This window comes from Pannonibacter sp. I15F10I1 (genome assembly GCF_900185665.1).
GTDB lineage: Bacteria > Pseudomonadota > Alphaproteobacteria > Rhizobiales > Stappiaceae > Pannonibacter > Pannonibacter indicus.
This window is the reverse complement of sequence record NZ_FYAN01000026.1, coordinates 321916-339826: the sequence shown is the minus strand read 5'-3', so window position 1 is coordinate 339826 and position 17911 is coordinate 321916. Positions and strand designations below refer to the sequence as shown.

13 protein-coding genes are annotated in these 17911 nt (G+C 61.2%); 7 read left to right on the top strand and 6 right to left on the bottom strand.

Features of this window, described 5'->3' with window-relative positions:
- The first annotated feature begins 121 nt into the window (after positions 1–121).
- Complete coding sequence (locus tag IF10I1_RS14835; protein WP_186393384.1) at positions 122–2290, top strand: bifunctional diguanylate cyclase/phosphodiesterase; 2169 nt, start codon at positions 122–124, stop codon at positions 2288–2290.
- A gap of 671 nt (positions 2291–2961) precedes the next feature.
- On the opposite strand, the gene IF10I1_RS14830 is transcribed toward IF10I1_RS14835, so the two are convergent.
- From IF10I1_RS14830 to IF10I1_RS14810, 5 genes are all read right to left on the bottom strand, one after another.
- On the bottom strand, positions 2962–4200 hold the full coding sequence (locus IF10I1_RS14830) for a saccharopine dehydrogenase family protein (RefSeq protein WP_186393383.1): 1239 nt from the start codon (positions 4198–4200) through the stop codon (positions 2962–2964).
- A 59-nt stretch (positions 4201–4259) separates the two neighbouring features.
- Positions 4260–5357 (bottom strand): carboxynorspermidine decarboxylase, encoded by a 1098-nt coding sequence (locus IF10I1_RS14825; protein ID WP_174235466.1) that lies wholly within the window; start codon positions 5355–5357, stop codon positions 4260–4262.
- Positions 5358–5754: 397 nt separating this feature from the next.
- A complete protein-coding gene (locus IF10I1_RS14820; protein ID WP_058899843.1) occupies positions 5755–6207 on the bottom strand; it encodes a DNA polymerase III subunit chi in 453 nt (150 codons plus the stop codon).
- Between the two features lie 634 nt (positions 6208–6841).
- The gene (locus IF10I1_RS14815; RefSeq protein ID WP_186393382.1) at positions 6842–7462 is read right to left on the bottom strand and encodes an FMN-binding negative transcriptional regulator; all 621 of its coding nucleotides are present in this window, start codon (positions 7460–7462) and stop codon (positions 6842–6844) included.
- A gap of 72 nt (positions 7463–7534) precedes the next feature.
- The gene (locus IF10I1_RS14810; protein WP_186393381.1) at positions 7535–9034 is read right to left on the bottom strand and encodes a leucyl aminopeptidase; all 1500 of its coding nucleotides are present in this window, start codon (positions 9032–9034) and stop codon (positions 7535–7537) included.
- Positions 9035–9244: 210 nt separating this feature from the next.
- Here IF10I1_RS14810 and lptF point away from each other — a divergent pair, with 210 nt between their 5' ends.
- The 6 genes from lptF (at position 9245) to rsmA (ending at position 16968) form a co-directional block, all read left to right on the top strand.
- Positions 9245–10429, top strand: a complete 1185-nt coding sequence (lptF, locus tag IF10I1_RS14805; protein ID WP_186393380.1) for an LPS export ABC transporter permease LptF — start codon at positions 9245–9247, stop codon at positions 10427–10429.
- Between the two features lie 5 nt (positions 10430–10434).
- Complete coding sequence (gene lptG / locus IF10I1_RS14800) at positions 10435–11526, top strand: LPS export ABC transporter permease LptG (RefSeq protein ID WP_050475168.1); 1092 nt, start codon at positions 10435–10437, stop codon at positions 11524–11526.
- Positions 11527–13920 carry an LPS-assembly protein LptD gene (locus IF10I1_RS14795; RefSeq protein ID WP_186393379.1) on the top strand — a complete coding sequence of 798 codons (2394 nt, stop codon included), beginning with the start codon at positions 11527–11529 and terminating at the stop codon, positions 13918–13920.
- A 240-nt stretch (positions 13921–14160) separates the two neighbouring features.
- Positions 14161–15087 (top strand): SurA N-terminal domain-containing protein, encoded by a 927-nt coding sequence (locus IF10I1_RS14790; RefSeq protein ID WP_208977436.1) that lies wholly within the window; start codon positions 14161–14163, stop codon positions 15085–15087.
- Between the two features lie 22 nt (positions 15088–15109).
- Positions 15110–16129, top strand: a complete 1020-nt coding sequence (gene pdxA, locus IF10I1_RS14785) for a 4-hydroxythreonine-4-phosphate dehydrogenase PdxA (protein WP_186415506.1) — start codon at positions 15110–15112, stop codon at positions 16127–16129.
- Positions 16126–16968: a 16S rRNA (adenine(1518)-N(6)/adenine(1519)-N(6))-dimethyltransferase RsmA gene (rsmA, locus tag IF10I1_RS14780; RefSeq protein ID WP_186415507.1), complete on the top strand. Its 843-nt coding sequence runs from the start codon at positions 16126–16128 to the stop codon at positions 16966–16968. Before pdxA ends, rsmA begins: the two co-directional genes overlap by 4 nt.
- A gap of 28 nt (positions 16969–16996) precedes the next feature.
- On the opposite strand, the gene IF10I1_RS14775 is transcribed toward rsmA, so the two are convergent.
- Complete coding sequence (locus tag IF10I1_RS14775; protein ID WP_186415508.1) at positions 16997–17842, bottom strand: phytoene/squalene synthase family protein; 846 nt, start codon at positions 17840–17842, stop codon at positions 16997–16999.
- Positions 17843–17911 lie beyond the last annotated feature (69 nt).

Sequence of the window (17911 nt, the reverse complement as noted above, 5' to 3'; positions counted from 1 at the left end):
CACCTCAGCGAAAACGCTGAACCAAAATGACATCAAACTGTCATGCCAATAATGTCGTTTATCATCAAGTTCGAGATGAGTTCTGCTCCGACTCCCGCCACCTGATTCTTTGAAAGAGATTATGACCCAAGCCGTTGCTTTTTCCCGTGATTTTACGGACGCCGTTATCGGCATGGAACAGGCAGCGGATGAAACCGGGATTTTCCAGGCGCTCCATACCGCCTGTGAACGGATGCTGGGGCCAACCCAGCTTGCCGGCTTCGTTGCTGCTCTGAACAGACGTTCCATCCGCCGGGCTTACTGCGCCGGCATGACAGACCTGCCGGTGGAAGCGATCAGCGCCTGGCTTGCGGATAGGCAAAACCCGGAGCCGGAGCTGGCCGGGACCGCAAGCCTTGAGCGCCCGGTATTTTTCCGGCTTCACAGTGACGGGCAGATCATCGGCGGAGTTGTCCTGCGCTGTCCGCAGCTTGATGCCGGAAAGCAGGCCGTCCGGCAGAATCTCATCCGCCTGACAGACAGCAGCCTGCGCACGCTGCAGCGTCAGAAGCTCACGCAGATGGTGCTGGAGGCACTGGAGCAAAGCGAGGAAGCCATTTCCTTTTATGATGAGGAAGATGGTGTGGTGTTCTCCAACCCGGCATACCACCGGGTCTTTCCGCATTATCCCGGGCGGCAAGGCCTGCTTGGGGCGCGGCACCTCGATCTCTACAAGCTCGACCTTGAAGCAGGCATCATCGATGATCCCCTCGCCCGCACCGATCCGGATGCCTATCTTGCCGGGCGTGCCGAGCTCGCCAGCACCCTCGTTGACCACCACAGGGAAATCCAGACCCTTGGCGGCAGGACCTATATCTATTTCCGTATGAAGTCCCGAACAGGCGCCACCATGTCGCGCCGTATCGACATCACGGAACAATGGCAGATCACGGCAAAGCTGCGCGAGCGGGAGCGTGAACTCAAGGAACTCGTCTACCGCGATGTGCTGACAGGTCTGCACAACCGTGCCTTCCTGCGCCAGCACATCACGGCCGTGTCGGCCAGGCTCGAGGCCGGTGCCATCAACGGTTTCGCCGTGCTGCTGATCGATCTCAATGATTTCAAGGCTGTGAATGATGCCTATGGGCATGACACCGGCGATCAGGTGCTCAAGGTTCTGGCAGAACGCATCGCATCTGCCGGTGGAAACGGACAAAACACCATCGCCCGGCTTGGTGGGGACGAATTCGTCGTCGTGCTGGAAAACCAGACCTCCAGAATGGCTCTGCGGTCGCTGGCCCGCCAACTGATCGCCAGCATTGGCAGCCCGATAGAATCCAACACGCGCGTCTTCCGCATGGGATGCAGTATCGGCATCGCCATTGCCACCGGAGACAGGGCCGGCCGCCGTGACATTCTGGTTGATGCCGATGTCGCAATGTACCACGCCAAGAGCCGCAAGCCGAAACGCAGCGACTACGCCTTCTTCCGGCCGATCATGCTGGATGAACTCAACAGCCGCCGGAATCTGGTTGCCGCGTTGCGGACAGCCGTCTCGGAGCAGAAGTTCGAGTTGCACTATCAGCCCCGCTTTTGCACCATGACGCGCCGGCTGATTGGCTTCGAAGCGCTGTTGCGCTGGCGCAACCAGCACAACCGTCCCGTTCCGCCAAGCCGGTTCATTCCCATTCTGGAGGAAACGGGCCTGATCGATCAGGTTGGCGAATGGGTGCTTGCGGCAGCTTGCGAACAGGCCAGGTCATGGCCAGGTCATCTCAGTGTGGCCGTCAACGTCTCGCCGGTCCAGGTCGGCAATGCACGCTTTGCGCAAAAGGTCGCGGATATCCTGGCACGGACCGGTCTGCCGGCACAGCGGCTGGAGCTGGAAATCACAGAATCGGTGTTTCTGGACAACGAAAAGGCTGCCGTGGAGCGGCTCAACGAATGGCGGGCCCTTGGCGTGCGGGTGGCGCTGGACGACTTCGGCAAAGGCTACTCGTCATTTGAGTATCTCAGCTGGGTACCGGTCGACATTCTCAAGATTGACCGCAGTTTCATTGCCCGTTTTGATCCCAATGAGCCGAACCTGCGCGTCAAGGAGATCATGCGCAGCATCATAGACCTTGGAAAATCTCTCGGCATGCTGGTGATTGCAGAAGGCGTCGAAAAAGAAGACCAGATGGAGCTTTTGCGCAGCATAGGCTGCCCGCAGGTGCAGGGCTATCTTCTCGGCCAGCCCATGCCGCTTTCCGATGTTCTTCTTCTGCTGAACAGGACGTCTGCGCCGGTCTGCAGCCACCAGGCCGGATGATCACGCGTGCCGGGACGCGACGGGATTACGGCGCGCTGCCGTTCTTCGGGCAGCCAAAGGCCTGCGCAAGAGGATAACCAAATCTGCCCCTCCCCGCCTCCGTCGAGCCCTGGCAGGACGAGGATGGGTTGAGCGCACTGCCTCCCCGCACGGCACGCCCTCTCAACTTTCGTCATGCCACGACCTGATCGTGGCATCCATGCCCTGAATTCACCGCACGGGGACAGGCGCGGATGGGAACACGCATGCTGTGCTGTATCGAGAGGCAACGGCATGGATGCCACGGTCGAGCCGTGGCATGACGGAGGATGGGTTGAGCGCACTGCTCACCTCAAGCCTCGCATCTTGCACCGGGATCCCCGCCTCGATCGGACGATCGCCTCGCCGCGCTTCCTCCTCGCTGCACTGCCTCCCCGCACGGCACGCCCTCTCAACTTTCGTCATGCCACGACTTGATCGTGGCATCCATTCCCTGAATTCACCGCACGGGGACAGGCGCGGATGGGAAACCTGCAAGCTGCGCCGTATCGAGAGGCAACGGCATGGGTGCCACGGTCGAGCCGTGGCATGACGGAGTGATGGGGTGAGCGCCCCAGCCATATCCCCCCAAAAATACAAATCAGGCCCCCGGTTTCCCGGAGGCCTGAGAAGGTCTTGCGGTGCAGTCCGGGTCAGGCCGTGAAGGTCCGGGTGCCGGAGGCGTCCTTGATTTCGGTCGGCAGGCCGATGCGGTTGAGGATGGCGAGGAAGGGCTTGGGGTCAAGCTCCTCGACATTCTTCATCGTACCCACGTCCCAGGTGCCATCCGCGATCAGCATGGCAGCGGCGACCGGCGGCACGCCGGCGGTGTAGCTGATGCCCTGCGAACCGACTTCATTGTAGGCTTCCTTGTGGTCGGCCACGTTGAAGACGAGCACTTCGGCCGGCTTGCCGTCCTTCTTGCCCTTCACCAGCGTGCCGATGCAGGTCTTGCCGGTGTAGTCGGGCGCGAGCGAGGACGGGTCCGGCAGCACGGCCTTGACCACCTTCAGCGGCACGACTTCCACGCCTTCCGCCGTCCTGACCGGCTGTTCGGACAGGAGGCCGAGGTTCTTCAGCACGGTGAAGACGTTGATGTAGTGATCGGAGAAGCCCATCCAGAAGCGCACGTCCGCCTGCGGATAGTTGGCCGAGAGCGAATGCACCTCGTCATGGCCGGTCATGTAGGTCTGCTGCTCGCCGACGACCGGCATGTCCCACACCTTGCCGACCTCGAACATCTTGTTCGACTGCCAGGCGCCCTGCTGCCAGGAATAGACCGTGCCGGTGAACTCGCGGAAATTGATTTCCGGATCGAAGTTCGTGGAGAACCAGCGGCCATGCGAACCGGCGTTGATGTCGATGATATCGATCGACTCGGGCTCGGTCACATATTCGTCGATGGCAAGACGCGCATAGGCATTGACGACGCCCGGGTCGAAGCCGACGCCCAGAATGGCGGTGACGCCCTTCTCAGCGCAGCGCTCGCGGCGCTTCCACTCGTAATTGCCGTACCAGGGCGGCGTCTCGCAGATCTTCTTCGGGTCTTCGTGGATGGCCGTGTCCATATAGGCCGCACCGGTCTCGATGCAGGCTTCCAGTACGGTCATGTTGACGAAGGCCGAACCGACGTTGATGACGATCTGCACGCCGGTCTTGCGGATCAGGTCCGCAACGGCGGCAGTGTCCATCGCATTGAGGGCATGGGCTTGAAGAACACCCTCGACCTTCAGGCTGCCTTTTTCGCGGACGCTGTCCAGAATCCGCTCACACTTCGCAACGGTGCGCGAAGCAATATGAATGTCGCCGAGCAGGTCGTTGTTCTGCGCACATTTATGCGCGACAACCTGCGCTACGCCACCGGCGCCGATGATGAGTACGTTGCGCTTCATTTCGCCCATAGTCCTCCTTGGGTCTCTAAGGGTTGTACAGCCTCAGTGTGAGGCTGAAATCACGACAGGGCCGCCGTGAAATCGTCATAGGTGAAGTCGCGGGCAAGGCGCACGGAGCCATCCAGCTCCTTCACGGCAATCGCCGGCATCTTCACGCCATTGAACCAGTTCTTCTTGACCATCGTGTAGCCGGCCGCATCCTGAATGGAGAGCCGGTCACCGGCAGCCAGCGGCTTTTCAAAGCGGAACTCGCCGAAAATGTCGCCCGCAAGGCAGGACTTGCCGCAGACCATCCACTCGTGATCGCCCGCATTCGGCTCGACCTTGGCGCTCTGCCGGTAGATCAGCAGATCCAGCATATGCGCCTCGATGGAGCTGTCGACGATGGCAAGGTTCTTGCCGTTGTGCAACGTGTCCAGCACGGTCACTTCCAGCGTGGCGGACTTTGTGATCGCCGCCTCGCCGGGCTCCAGATAGACCTGCACTTCGTTTTCGCCCGCAAAGCGCTTCAGCCGCTCGGCAAACTTCTCCAGCGGATAGCCCTCGCCGGTGAAATGAATGCCGCCGCCGAGGCTGATCCATTCCATCTGGCGGATGAGAAAGCCGAAGCGCTGCTCGATATGGCCAAGCATGCCGTCGAAACGGTCGAAATCGGCGTTCTCACAGTTGTTGTGGAACATGAAGCCGGTGATCTTGTCCGCGACCTTTGCGATGGTCTCCGGGTCATGCTCGCCAAGGCGCGAGAACGGGCGGGCCGGGTCAGCCAGATCAAAGTCCGAGGTGGAGACACCCGGATTGACGCGCAGGCCGCGCACATGGTTCGCCGACTGGCTCTCGAAACGCTCCAGCTGGCCGATGGTGTTGAAGATGATCTTGTCGGACGAGGCAATCACCTCGTCGATCTCATCCGGCGCATAGGCCACCGAATAGGCGTGCGTCTCGCCGGGGAATTTCTCCCGGCCGAGCTTCACCTCATAGAGCGACGACGAAGTGGTGCCGTCCATGTAGTTCGACATGAAATCGAACACGGACCAGGACGCAAAGCACTTGAGCGCCAGCAGCGACTTTGCGCCGGAGGCCTCGCGCAGCCATGCGATCTTCTCCATGTTCGGCAGAAGCTTCGACTTGTCGATCAGATAATAGGGGGTGGAAATCATCTCGTGCCCTTTGCGGATCCGGTCCTGAGGACAGGGACAAAACCTGTTGGGGGGCTGTTACCCCCTTTGGGCGCAACACTCAATGAAAATCGGTACCCGGCGATGAATTACGCGCCTTTTCCTTGCCCAGGGGCAAATAGCAGCAACATCAGTGCAAGGCCTCACACCGGAGGCCTTGGTAAAAAAGAGAAAGCTGCGGCAGCTGCAACGCAAGAAAAATTCAAAACTGATTTTCAACACATGCCGCAGCACAGGGCTGCAGGCAGCGGCGGTGCAGCAAAACGAACGGGTTTCAGAAGGTTACAAAAGCAGCGGCCGCGTTTTTCTTGAGCCAGCCAATGAAACCGGTGCGAGCCTTCCGCCAGAACAGGAGGAGCGGGCGTTGAAAAGCTCACCGTCAGGCCTTGCGCTCCCAGCCGCCGCCATCGCGCTGCTGCCAGTAGGTGACCTCGGCCCCCTGCCCCTTGAACAGCTTCCAGTGCTGGCGCGCATCCGCCAGAGCCTCATGATCGTTGCCATCGAACAGGACGACGACACGGCCATAGCCCTCGATGGGGGGCGGCGCGGCCCGGTCCACCAGAAAGCGCACCTCAGCCCCATTGGGATTGTCCGGCCCTGTGGTCAGGAACACCGGCTGATGCTCGGGGAAGCCGTCGGCGATGGTACCGTGGGGCAGAAACTCATGATCGGAGAAACTCCACAGATGCGCATCCAGTGCGGCGCAGCGCTCATCCGAGCCGCATTGCACCACGACTTTCCAGTCCCGTTCCAGGCATTTCATCAACAGGCCCGGCAGCACGTCTTCCAGCGGCTGACGGGTCAGGTGGTAGAACAGGACTTCCGTGCTCACTGATGATTCCTCACATGATTTCCGGTCGCTTGCGGCCTTCCGCGCTGCGCGGTGAAAAGTTGCGGGTTATCCCCGGCAGCGCCCCAGCCTGCCATGCTTGCGCCACGTTTGCAGACCTTTTTGCCCCGCCCGCCGCGCAGGCGCCCCATTGGTGATGCGCAGGTGCAACATCACCGGGCAATAAGCGCAAAACGTGCTGTGCCGGAATGGACATGCGGACAGACATCTAGCATTAACCGCTCGCAAATGCGCGGCCGGTATGGTGAAGGAACCGGAAAACATTCAGGTCGATTCTGAATGAACCGGCGCAGAAGTTTCAGGGCCGTTTGCGGCCATTTCCCCGGGGGTTTTCATGCTTGTTCGCGTTGCGTTGTTCTTCACCATGGTCATGGGTCTGGCCGGAGCAACGGCAGCACTGGGTCTTGTGGTGACGGAGAACACCACGCAGTGCCAGACCTACAAGGCCTGCTGAGCCCCTGAACCTGGCGTGACGCGGGTCTGCAGACCTGCTGCATCCTGTGAAGAAGCGTTTTGAAAACCCGCCGGAAAACCGGCGGGTTTTCTGTTGAAATGCTGTGGATAACGCGTGCCGCCTTTGACCTGCGGCGCCGTTGAGATTGGGTCCTGAAGAGCCTCACTCCCCGCTCTTCCGGCGCATTGCAGCAGCAAGGTGATCAACGCCGCGTGCGGCAAGTTCCTGCGCGACGGCGCGGCGGTTTGCCTCGGGGTGGTTCTGGTTCAGCTTGGACTTTGCCTCGATCCGCAAGATGGAGATTTCCAGCGCAACGATCTTGCTGATCATGTCCTCAAGATAGTCGGCCGGGGCATCGCCCATCTTCCAGGCGCCCTCCCCGTTCAGCGGTTTCTCGAAGCGGCTGGTCAGAAGGCTGACGATCCGGCGCTTGGCCGCCGCCTCCCGCAGCCAGCGGATATGGCCGTGGACATGCACCACCTGATAATTCCAGGTCGGCACCGCCCGGTGGGTCTCGGCTTTACTGGGATACCAGTTGGGGCTGACATAGGCATCGCCGCCCCGGAAGATGGCCAGCACCGGCGCACCGTCCGGCACCTCTTCGTGCATCGCATTGGCCAGCGCCACATGGCCGGCGAGCCTGTCCCCGGACAGCAAAAGCGGCAGATGATTGGCGCAAAGTCCGCCCGGCGTGTCAGCCACCACCGCCGCCAGCGGAAATGCGCTGATCAGGCGTTCGATTTCATCGGGATCGGCTTCGGCAAAATGCGCGGGCGTATACATCGCGTCCCCCGGCAGAAGTGGAACCCGGGCGGCAGCAGCTAGGCCGCCGCCCCAAAACAGCTAGGAGCTGTGTCAGCCTTCGTAGTGGTCGCGCACCAGCTGGTCGAGCAGGCGCACGCCGAAGCCGGAAGCCCAGCCCTGGCTGATCTCGTCCTTGACGGAGCCCATGGCCGTTCCCGCCACATCCAGATGCGCCCAGGGCACATCATTGACGAAGCGCTGCAGGAACTGTGCTGCCGTGATGGAGCCAGCGGTGCGCCCGCCGGTGTTCTTCACGTCCGCATTGGGGGTGTCGATCAGCTTGTCATAGGCCTTGGACAGCGGCAGGCGCCAGACGCTTTCGCCGGTCGTCTCGCCAGCGGCAAACAGGCGCTGCGCCAGTTCGTCGTTGTTGGAGAAGAGGCCTGCATTCTGGTTGCCGAGGGCGATGATGACGGCGCCGGTCAGGGTGGCGAGATCAATCATGAACTTCGGCTTGAAACGCTCCTGCGTGTACCAGAGCGCATCGGCCAGCACGAGACGGCCTTCGGCATCGGTGTTGAGGATCTCGATGGTTGTGCCCGACATGGCACGCACGATGTCGCCCGGACGCTGGGCGTTGCCGTCCGGCATGTTCTCGACGAGGCCGATGATGCCGATGACATTAACCTTGGCCTTGCGGGCCGCCAGCGCATGCATCAGGCCGGTGACGGCAGCTGCGCCGCCCATGTCGCCCTTCATGTCTTCCATACCGGCCGCCGGCTTGATGGAAATGCCGCCCGTGTCGAACACGACGCCCTTGCCGACGAAGGCGACCGGGGCTTCATCCTTCTTGCCGCCGTTCCAGCGCATGATGACAAGGCGCGGCGGACGGACGGAGCCCTGGGCCACGCCAAGAAGCGCGGCCATCTTCAGCTTCTTCATTTCCTTTTCGGTGAGGATCTCGATTTCCACACCGAGCTTTTCGAGCTTCGCGGCGCGGTCCGCGAACTCCACGGGTCCGAGCACATTGGCCGGTTCATTGACCAGATCACGCGCCAGCAGCACGCCGTCACCGACAGCTTCCGCATCGGCAAAGGCCTTCTTGGCAGCCTTGGACTCCGGGCCGATGATGTTGAGCGTCAGCTCGACCGGCTGGCCGTCCTCATCCTTCTTCGTCTTGTAGGCATCGAAGCTGTAGGAGCGCAGCTTTGCCCCAAGCGCGAACTGGGCGGCGGCCTTGGCGCTCACCTCGCCGCCGCCGGGCAGCTCCAGATAGACGATGGCATCGGCAGCACGGGCACCGGCCAGTGCCGCCTGCACGGAACCGCCCAGCTTCAGCCAGTCGGTGTCCTGCATGTCCTGCGCCTTGCCGAGGCCGAAGACGAAAACACGGTCGAGATCAAGCCCGCCGGGCGCCACGAGATCCAGCTTCGAGCCGCGCTTGCCCTTGAAGCCGCCGGCACTGGCCGCACGGGCAAGGCCACCCGGCAGCGCATCCAGCAGGCCTGCGGCCAGCGGACCGGCGGCCAGAGAATCGTCAGCCAGAACGACAGCGGCAGGGGCCGGCGCAGCGGAGGCCTTGCCGAATTGGATTTTCGTAAGCTTGTTCATTTTTCCATCTTGGGTTCACTCGCCCGTAAAAGACGGGCCAGGATGCGGTAAATTCCAGCAATGTGGCCTGATATGCCTTGTGCAGCAAGCCTTTGCCGAATAAATCTGCAATCGGGCAGTCTGCTGCAGTCCGGCATCCGGCGGCTTTGAAAGGCCATGATCGGGTGGAACAGGTCTGCGGTTGAACCGCGTTGCAGTCCGGCAGAGAGCATGAAGACACTCGAACGTTACATCATCCGCCGGTCTGTTTTCGTCTTTACGATGACCCTCGCGGCCATGACCGGCGTGGTGTGGGCGACGCAGGCCCTGCGTCAGCTCGATCTGGTCACGTCCAAGGGCCAGACCATTGTCCAGTTCATCTCCATCACGATGCTGGCGATGCCGTTTCTGGTCGTCATCGTGGCGCCTTTCGCGCTGATGATTGCCCTGATCCTCGTTCTCAACGCCCTGTCGAGTGACAGCGAGCTGATCGTCATCAATGCCACCGGCGGCTCCCGTTATCTGGTGCTCCGGCCAGTCCTCATCTTCGCGCTCGGCATCGCCCTCCTGACGGGCGCCATGTCGCTTTACGTGGCGCCGGAGGGGCTGGCACGGCTGCGCGATGAAATCACCCGCGTGCGGGTCGATCTTGTGGCGAATATCGTCAAACCCGGCCGCTTCATTTCCATGGCCGATGGTCTGACATTCCATATCCGCAACCGCTCCGGTGATGGTGCGCTGGATGGGCTGCTGCTGCATGACACACGCGATCCGGCCACGATCTTCACCTATGAATCCGAGGTCGGGCACATTGTCGAAGTGCAGGGGCTGACGCTGCTGGTGATGCAGAACGGCACGATCCAGCGCCGTCCGAAGACGAGCGGCGACATCTCGATCGTCCGCTTCCAGTCCTATGCCTTCGACCTGTCGAGCCTTGTTCCGGAAGCGGTTGAGCCAGTCTACAAGGCCAGCGAGCGCTCCACATGGGCTCTCATCAGCAATCCGGCGCCTGACGAGTTTTCACAGCGGTATCCGGAGCGGATCGCGGCGGAACTTCACAACCGTTTCAGCCAGCCGCTTTATGCCATTGCCTTTGGCCTGATTGTCTTTGTCTTCCTTGGCCAGGCCCGTACCACGCGTCAGGACCGCGGGCTTGCGCTGCTGGGAGCGCTTGGCGGCTGCATCCTGCTGCGCACGGCAGGCTTTGGCGCGACATCGCTTGCAAGCGGCTCGGCTGCGATCATCGCGGCCTATTATACCGTGCCGGTGCTCGGCATCGTGCTGCCAGCCTGGTTCATTCTCCAGTCCGACACGGGGGCGGCCCCCCGCTGGCTTGCAAAGCTGGTTGAACGCATGACAGACTTCGGCGAGCGCCTGCAGAACCGTCTCAGCCGCCGCCTGTCGAAGGGAGCCTGACCGGAATGCTTGGGCCGACCCTCTCCCTTTATTTCTCCCGCCGGTTCCTGCGGTCCATCCTCGGACTGTTCCTGCTGGCTGCGATCCTGATTTTCCTGTTCGATGTGCTGGAACTGCTGCGCCGTGCCGGTGAGCAGGGTGATATTTCCGTGCTGCGTGTCAGCATCATTTCACTTCTGCGCGTGCCGCTGCTGCTGGAACAGGTCATCCCCTTTGCCGTCCTGTTCGGCTCCATCTCCGCCTTTGTCACCCTGAGCCGCGGCCTGGAGCTGGTCGTCACCCGGGCGGCGGGCATTTCGGTCTGGCAGTTCGGCGCACCGGCCGCTCTGGTGGCTCTCGTGCTCGGCGGCCTGTCGGTCGTGCTCTACAATCCGGTCGCCGTATGGATGCAGCAGCAGTCCGACAGGGTTGCCGCGGGTCTTTTCGGCGGTGAGGACAGCTTCCTGCTGCAGACGACCAACGCGGTGTGGATGAGGCAGGATGGTCTTGACGGCGAATCAGTTCTCAATGCGGAGCAGCTGCTGGCGCAGGGTACGACGCTGCGCGGCGTCACCGTCTTCACATTCAACCGGCAGGGGCGCTTCGATGAGCGGATCGAAGCCCGTGAAGCGGAGCTGAATGACGGCTATTGGGTGCTCAAGGACGCGGTTGTCTACCGCACCAATGCCGATCCGCAGCGCCACAACACCTATCAGGTCAGCACATTCCTGACGCCGACGGAAGTGCGCGAGAGCATTGGCTCGCCCGAATCAATTTCATTCTGGAACCTGCCGCGCTTCATTGAACTGGCCAGCCGCGCCGGTCTTCCGGCCTATCGGTATACGCTGCAATATCAAACGCTTCTGGCTCGTCCCCTGCTTTTATTGGCGATGGTGCTCATCGCAGCAGCAGTTTCTTTAAAGGTTTCGCGCTTTGGTGGTCTCGGAAAGATGATTCTGGGTGGAATCGCCGCCGGGTTCGTGCTTTACGTTCTCTCTGAGCTCGCACGCGATCTCGGAGGGGCCGGTATCGTCCCCCCAGTGATCGCTGCTTGGGCCCCGGGAGTGTTTGGAGTTCTCATGGGTTTGACGATCCTGCTCAATCAGGAAGACGGCTAGATGGCGAACAAGATGCGTCTCAAGCCGGGCCTCCTGAATTCGGGTGCCTGTGCCCCGGTTCGCGGACTTTTCATCCGCGGCCTTGGTACCGTTATTGCCTGCTCACTGATCACCGCTCCCTGGGCCGCGCCTGTGGTTCTGGCACAGTCGCCCGCGTCTGCGTCCGTCTCTGCCAACGTGAATCCCAACGCGGAGATGCTGCTGGAAGCGGATGATCTCACCTATGACTACGACCGGGACAAGATCCTGGCGCGCGGCAAGGTGCAGATCTTCTATGACGGCTACACGCTGGAAGCGGACGAAGTCATCTTCGACCGCGGATCCGGGCGTATGTTTGCCAAGGGCAACGTCAAGATGGCGGAGCCGGATGGCAACATCGTCACGACGCAGGAAATGGAACTGACGGACAACTTCGCCGAAGGTTTTGCCCGCTCATTGCAGGTGGATTCGCCCCAGCGCACACGGTTCATCGCGGAAAGCGCGAATCGTGAAGGCGGTAACGTGACCACCTTCAACAACGGGCTCTACACCGTCTACACCCGCCAGCCGGCTGAAAAACCGCCGCTGTGGCGCCTGCGTGCCCAGAAGATTGTCCACAATCAGGAAGAAAAGGTTATCCGGTTCGAGGATACCCAGCTGGAGTTCTTCGGCGCCCCAATCGCCTATGTTCCCTACCTGTCGATGCCGGATCCTTCGGTCAAGCGGAAGTCCGGCTTTCTGACGCCAACCGGGATCATCTCTTCACGCCTTGGCTATGGCGTTTCAGTTCCCTACTACTGGGCTCTCGATCCTCATTATGATTTGACCGTGACGGCAACCGGGTTCACCAAGCAGGGGGCCTTGGGGTCGGCTATCTGGCGGCATGAGCTCGAGAGAGGCCAATACCTGATCTCCGGTGCGTTGATCTCTCAGACCGATCCGTCTGAATTTCTGATATCAAGCGGCAACCGCCGCTGGCGCGGCGCGCTTCACACCGAAGGTTCCTATCAGCTCTTTGAAGCCTGGTCTCTTGCGTGGAACGCGACCTATAAATCGGACCGGGCGTTCCTCACCGACTATGCAAGGACGCAGCTCGGCAACACCAGTGACGTGTCCGAGATATCACTCTCACGTTACTCAGGCAGAAATGCCGCGACCATTTATGCCTATGCTTTCTCGATTTCGCAGGAAGATTACACATCCACCAGCAGCCAGAATCCGGTAGGCCAGTTTGCGCCGGTTGGTTCAAAACTGCAGGATAAGCAACCTTATGTCTTCCCTGTTGCTGATGTGAATTATGTCTTTGATCATCCAGTTGCCGGTGGCGAACTATCTTTCGACAGCAACTTCACCAGTCTGACCCGGGCTGAGACTGATGCCTATTCCGTCAACGGCGTGAACCGCTACCGCGGTGTAGACGGCACATTCTCGCGCTGGAGCGTGAACACACAATGGCGGCGGACCCTGATCGATCCGATCGGTCAGATGTTCACACCTTTTGCCTATGTGCGCGGCGATCTGTTCTTCCTGGCCTCGCAGGACAAAAACGTCACCACGCTGACGAATGAGGCCTTTGTCGGCCGCGTCATGCCGGCCGTGGGCCTGGAGTACCGCTATCCGTTCATCGCCAGCTTCAATGGCGGCAACCAGATCTTCGAGCCGATCGCGCAGATTATCGTACGGCCGGATGAGCAGCGCATCGGAGAGCTGCCGAACGAAGATGCTCAGAGCCTGGTTTTCGATACGACCACGCTTTTTGCTTATGACAAATTCTCCGGTTACGACCGGTCCGAAGGCGGCACTCGCGCGAACCTGGGATTTAACTATAAATTGCAGATGGATAGCGGGGAGTATTTCAGTGCGCTTATAGGGCAGTCCTTCCATTTGTCGGGACGCAACTCCTTCTCCAAAGCGGACCTCTTCGGCTCTTCGCTGGATTCCGGTCTTGATACACGCCAGTCGGATTATGTGGCCGGCTTTGCTCTGGACACACGGCGAGGGATAGCACTCGGCTCACAGGCGCGCTTTGATAATGAAAATCTTTCCTTACGCCGCCTTCAAGTGCAGGCGACTGGGACATATGGCCCAGTTGTCAGCACACTGGCCTATGCCTTCCTCGACAAGCAGCCCAATCTTGGCATCGACAAGAAGCGGGAAGAGATCCTGGCCTCCAGCAGTCTGCGGATTGCAGAGAACTGGCGGCTGTTCGGCGGCGTGCGCTATGACCTGAAGAATGAGAACATTGTTCAGGACTCCGGCGGCCTTGGCTATGATGATGAAGGCTTCTCCATGTCGCTTTCCTATCAGCAGGACCGCAGCCGCAACAATGGCGAGACGGTGAACCGGACATTCTTCTTCCGGTTCGGCCTGCGCACGATTGGTGACACGCAGGTCTCCAGCAGCGGCGGCCTGTAAACCATTCAGGGCAGCAGGTTTCTGCTGCCCTGCAAGCTTGTCCGTGACGTGGCATTTTTCGTCTTGATGCGTTCACGAAATGGTGGCCAGCACTTGCGTAAACGGCTCAATTTGGCCATTGTTTCAGGGCATTGCGTGGATAAAAGCATTGACCGTGACTGACTAAGCCTTGTTACGGGTCAAATTCATGTCCACGACGTCATAAGGGAGACGCCGGGAGCACGTGCCGGCTGGGATGAGATGAAAAAATCACTGATGATCGCCTGCGCCGCCCTTTGCCTTGTGGCGGCAACTCCTGTCGGCGTGTACGCCCAGTCTGCCATCAAGGTGGTTGTGGATGATCAGGCCATCACCTCGTTCCAGATCGGGCAGCGGGCCCGCCTTATTTCCCTGACCGAACGCAAGAGCGGCGCTGCGGCCACCAAAGCGGCTCAGGATGAGCTCATTGACGAGGTGCTGAAACTCAAGGAAGCCAAGCGCTACGGCATCTCGGTTTCCAAGAAGCAGGTCGACGATGCCTTTGCAACGATTGCGTCACGCGTCAAGCTGACCCCTGCCAACTTGTCCGCAGCCTTGCGCCAGAGCGGTGTTGATCCTCAGACGCTGCGCGATCGCCTGCGCACGGAAATCGCCTGGTCACAGATACTTCGTCAGCGTTTCCAGGGCCGGGTCTCGGTCAGCGAATCCGATATCGCAGCTCAGTTGCAGAAGCTGAGGAACGAGAAGGACCAGCCTCTCAAGAGCATCGAATACAGGCTCGAGCAGGTGATCTTCGTCGTGCCCGAAAAGGCTTCGGGCAACTTCAAGGCGCAGCGCAAGAGAGAGGCCGACCAGTTCCGCCAGAGCTTCACTAGCTGCGAACAGGCTGCTGAGAAGGCACGGGCCTTCAATGAAGTCGTCGTCAAGACTGTTGGCTTCCGTCTGGAGACCGAGCTTCCGGGTGACATGAAGGACGTGATTGCCAAGACGGAAGTTGGCCGCCTGACCCCGGCCCAGGTCACCCCGCGCGGGCTTGAAATGATCGCCGTTTGCGGCAAGCGTGAACTGGCGTCTGATGTGGCGGCCCGCACCGAGATCGAGGACGAGCTGCGCCAGAAGGAGGGCGAGCAGCTGACCCGGCGCTACATCCAGGATCTGCGCCGCCAGTCGGTGATTTCCTACAGGTAACAAACCGGGCAAGGCTCCGCCGATGGCTGACATCCGTCTTCCGCTTGCCGTGACAAGCGGCGAACCCGCAGGCATCGGACCGGATGTCACCCTGCAATGCTGGGCAGAGCGGAGCCTTATGGCGCTGCCGCCCTTTTATGTGCGGACAGATCCCGAACTTCTGCGCAGCCGAGCCGCGCGGCTCGGCCTTGACGTGCCCATCATCGAAGTTGCCCCGGAAGATGCCTGCGAAGCCTTTTCCAGCGCGCTTCCGGTGGTTGCGGACGGTCACAACATGGCTGATCTGCCGGGAACACCGGATCCAGCCACCGCCGCCGCCGTCATCGCCTCGATTGACGCCTGTGTGGCCGATGTGCGCGAAGGCCGGGCTGCGGCCGTCGTCACCAATCCCATCGCCAAGAAGACGCTCTATGACGCCGGCTTCCGCCATCCCGGCCATACCGAATATCTGGGAGAGCTGGCCGGACAGTTTGGGGTAGGTCCCCATACGCCCGTGATGCTGCTGGCGGGGCCTGAACTGATGGTGGTGCCCGTCACCGTCCATATCCCGCTCAGTGCCGTTCCGGCCACGCTGACGGCTGAGCTCATCCTCGAGACCGCACGCATTGTGGACAGGGACTTCCGCAAGCGCTTTGGCCTTGCAAGGCCACGCATCGCCGTTGCCGGGCTTAACCCGCATGCTGGCGAAGGCGGCAGCATGGGACGGGAAGATATCGATATCATTGCCCCTGCCCTTGAGCAGCTGCGGAATGAGGGCATGGATGTCAGCGGTCCCTGGCCGGCCGATACGCTCTTCCATCCGGAGGCCCGCAAGACCTATGACTGCGTGCTCGGCATGTATCACGACCAGGTTCTGATCCCGGTCAAGACCATCGCCTTTGACGACACGGTGAACGTGACCCTCGGCCTGCCCTTCGTGCGCACCTCGCCCGACCATGGCACGGCTTTCGATATCGCAGGCACAGGCAAGGCAAGGCCGCAGAGCCTTGCGGCCGCGTTGCGCATGGCCGCCGTCCTGGCTGAGCCGGAGAATCTTGAATGAGCCAGATCGACGGCCTGCCGCCCTTGCGCGAGGTGATCCGTACGCACGGCCTCGACGCGAAGAAGTCGCTCGGCCAGAATTTCCTGCTCGACCTCAACCTGACCTCACGCATTGCCCGCTCCGCCGGAGATCTTTCGGCCTGCACCGTGGTCGAGGTCGGCCCCGGCCCCGGTGGCCTGACCCGGGCGCTGCTCGCCAATGGCGCACGCAAGGTGGTGGCCATCGAGAAGGACAGCCGCTGCCTTCCGGCCCTTGCCGAAATCTCGGCGCATTATCCGGGCCGCCTCGAGGTGCTCGAAGCCGATGCGCTGACGATTGATCCAGCCGCCTTGAGTGAAGGCTATCCGGTCAAGATCGTCGCCAACCTGCCCTATAATGTCGGCACACAGCTCCTGCTCAACTGGATCACCTCCCCCACCTGGCCGCCATTCTGGGAATCGCTGACGCTGATGTTCCAGAAGGAAGTGGCCGAGCGCATCGTGGCGACGGTTGAGGATGATGCCTATGGCCGGCTGGGCGTGCTGGCGGGCTGGCGGACGCGGGCGAAGATCCTGTTTGACCTCAATCCGCAGGCCTTCACACCGCCGCCGAAAGTCACCTCGTCGGTGGTGCATCTCACGCCCAATCCCGCGCCCCTGCCCTGTGATCTGAAGGATCTGGAGCGGGTGACGGCGGCTGCCTTCGGTCAGCGCCGCAAGATGCTGCGTGCCTCGTTGAAGGGGCTGAAGGCGGATGCGGAAACGCGCATCAATGATTGCGGCCTTGCGCCGACGGCACGGGCGGAAGAAATTGATATCGCCGGTTTCGTGGCTCTGGCCCGGCGCTTTGCCGGGGCCTGAGCGACACGCCTGATCAAAAGCTGAGCGGTCAGCCGAGCAGGCGCCGGGCACCGCGCCAGATCAGCCACTGGCGCCGCAGCTGGGACAGGGATACCTCGGAGCGCAGCGGATCATACCCCTTCTGCTCCATCTTCCCCAGAAACGCCTCGACGAGCACAACCGGCAGGAAGGCGGGCACGATACCAGGCGTGCAGACCGTTTTCAGGCTCTTCACGCGGCCGAGATGATGGCGGATATGCTCATGCATTTCGGCCAGAGCTGCTCCCAGTTCCGGCGTCGCCTCGCCCCGGAACAGGGTTTCCCGGTCCACCCCATGCCGGTCCAGCACATCGGCCGGCAGATAAAGCTGCCGGCGGGAGGCATGCCAGGGCAGAGCCCGCAGCAGCCCCGTAAGGCCGTAGGCAACACCGGCGTGTCCCGCAAGGTCACAGGTGCCGGCCTCATCCCCGCCCGCCAGAATGATCGAGGCCAGCTGCATCAGCGCCGAGGACGTCTCTCCGGTATAGCCCTCCAGATCATGCAGGGTTGGCATGGGATCGTCGTAAAGATCAAAGACCCGCGCATCGATCAGCCCCTGCAAGGCCTCGACAGGCAGCCGGTAGCGCTCGATGGTGCTGGCAAGGGCAGCAGCCACCGGATTGGCATTGGCATCACCATGCGCACTGCCTGCAAGAAAATCCCGCCACCACTGCAGGCGGACCTCGCCGGGCAGAGGATCGCGCACCAGCTCACGCACCCGCGCCACTTCCATGTTGAAGGCATAAAGGGCCATCAACCCGCCACGGTGCTCTTCCGGAGCGAGCAATGCCGTCAGATAACGGTCCGGATCGTGCTGGCGCACCAGTGCCTGTGCGTGGCTAAAATTCGTCTGCATTCTTGCCTAAATAGGCCTCTTTCCAGCGTGGACCAGAGCGGTGAACTGCGGATGCCTCAAGGGCACAGT

Coding starts and splice junctions, on each gene's coding strand:
- IF10I1_RS14835 (WP_186393384.1), top strand. CDS start 122: ATGACCCAAGCCGTTGCTTTTTCCCGTGATTTTACGGACGCCGTTATC.
- IF10I1_RS14830 (WP_186393383.1), bottom strand. CDS start 4,200: ATGAAGCGCAACGTACTCATCATCGGCGCCGGTGGCGTAGCGCAGGTT.
- IF10I1_RS14825 (WP_174235466.1), bottom strand. CDS start 5,357: ATGATTTCCACCCCCTATTATCTGATCGACAAGTCGAAGCTTCTGCCG.
- IF10I1_RS14815 (WP_186393382.1), bottom strand. CDS start 7,462: ATGTATACGCCCGCGCATTTTGCCGAAGCCGATCCCGATGAAATCGAA.
- IF10I1_RS14810 (WP_186393381.1), bottom strand. CDS start 9,034: ATGAACAAGCTTACGAAAATCCAATTCGGCAAGGCCTCCGCTGCGCCG.
- lptF (WP_186393380.1), top strand. CDS start 9,245: ATGAAGACACTCGAACGTTACATCATCCGCCGGTCTGTTTTCGTCTTT.
- lptG (WP_050475168.1), top strand. CDS start 10,435: ATGCTTGGGCCGACCCTCTCCCTTTATTTCTCCCGCCGGTTCCTGCGG.
- IF10I1_RS14795 (WP_186393379.1), top strand. CDS start 11,527: ATGGCGAACAAGATGCGTCTCAAGCCGGGCCTCCTGAATTCGGGTGCC.
- IF10I1_RS14790 (WP_208977436.1), top strand. CDS start 14,161: ATGAAAAAATCACTGATGATCGCCTGCGCCGCCCTTTGCCTTGTGGCG.
- pdxA (WP_186415506.1), top strand. CDS start 15,110: ATGGCTGACATCCGTCTTCCGCTTGCCGTGACAAGCGGCGAACCCGCA.
- rsmA (WP_186415507.1), top strand. CDS start 16,126: ATGAGCCAGATCGACGGCCTGCCGCCCTTGCGCGAGGTGATCCGTACG.
- IF10I1_RS14775 (WP_186415508.1), bottom strand. CDS start 17,842: ATGCAGACGAATTTTAGCCACGCACAGGCACTGGTGCGCCAGCACGAT.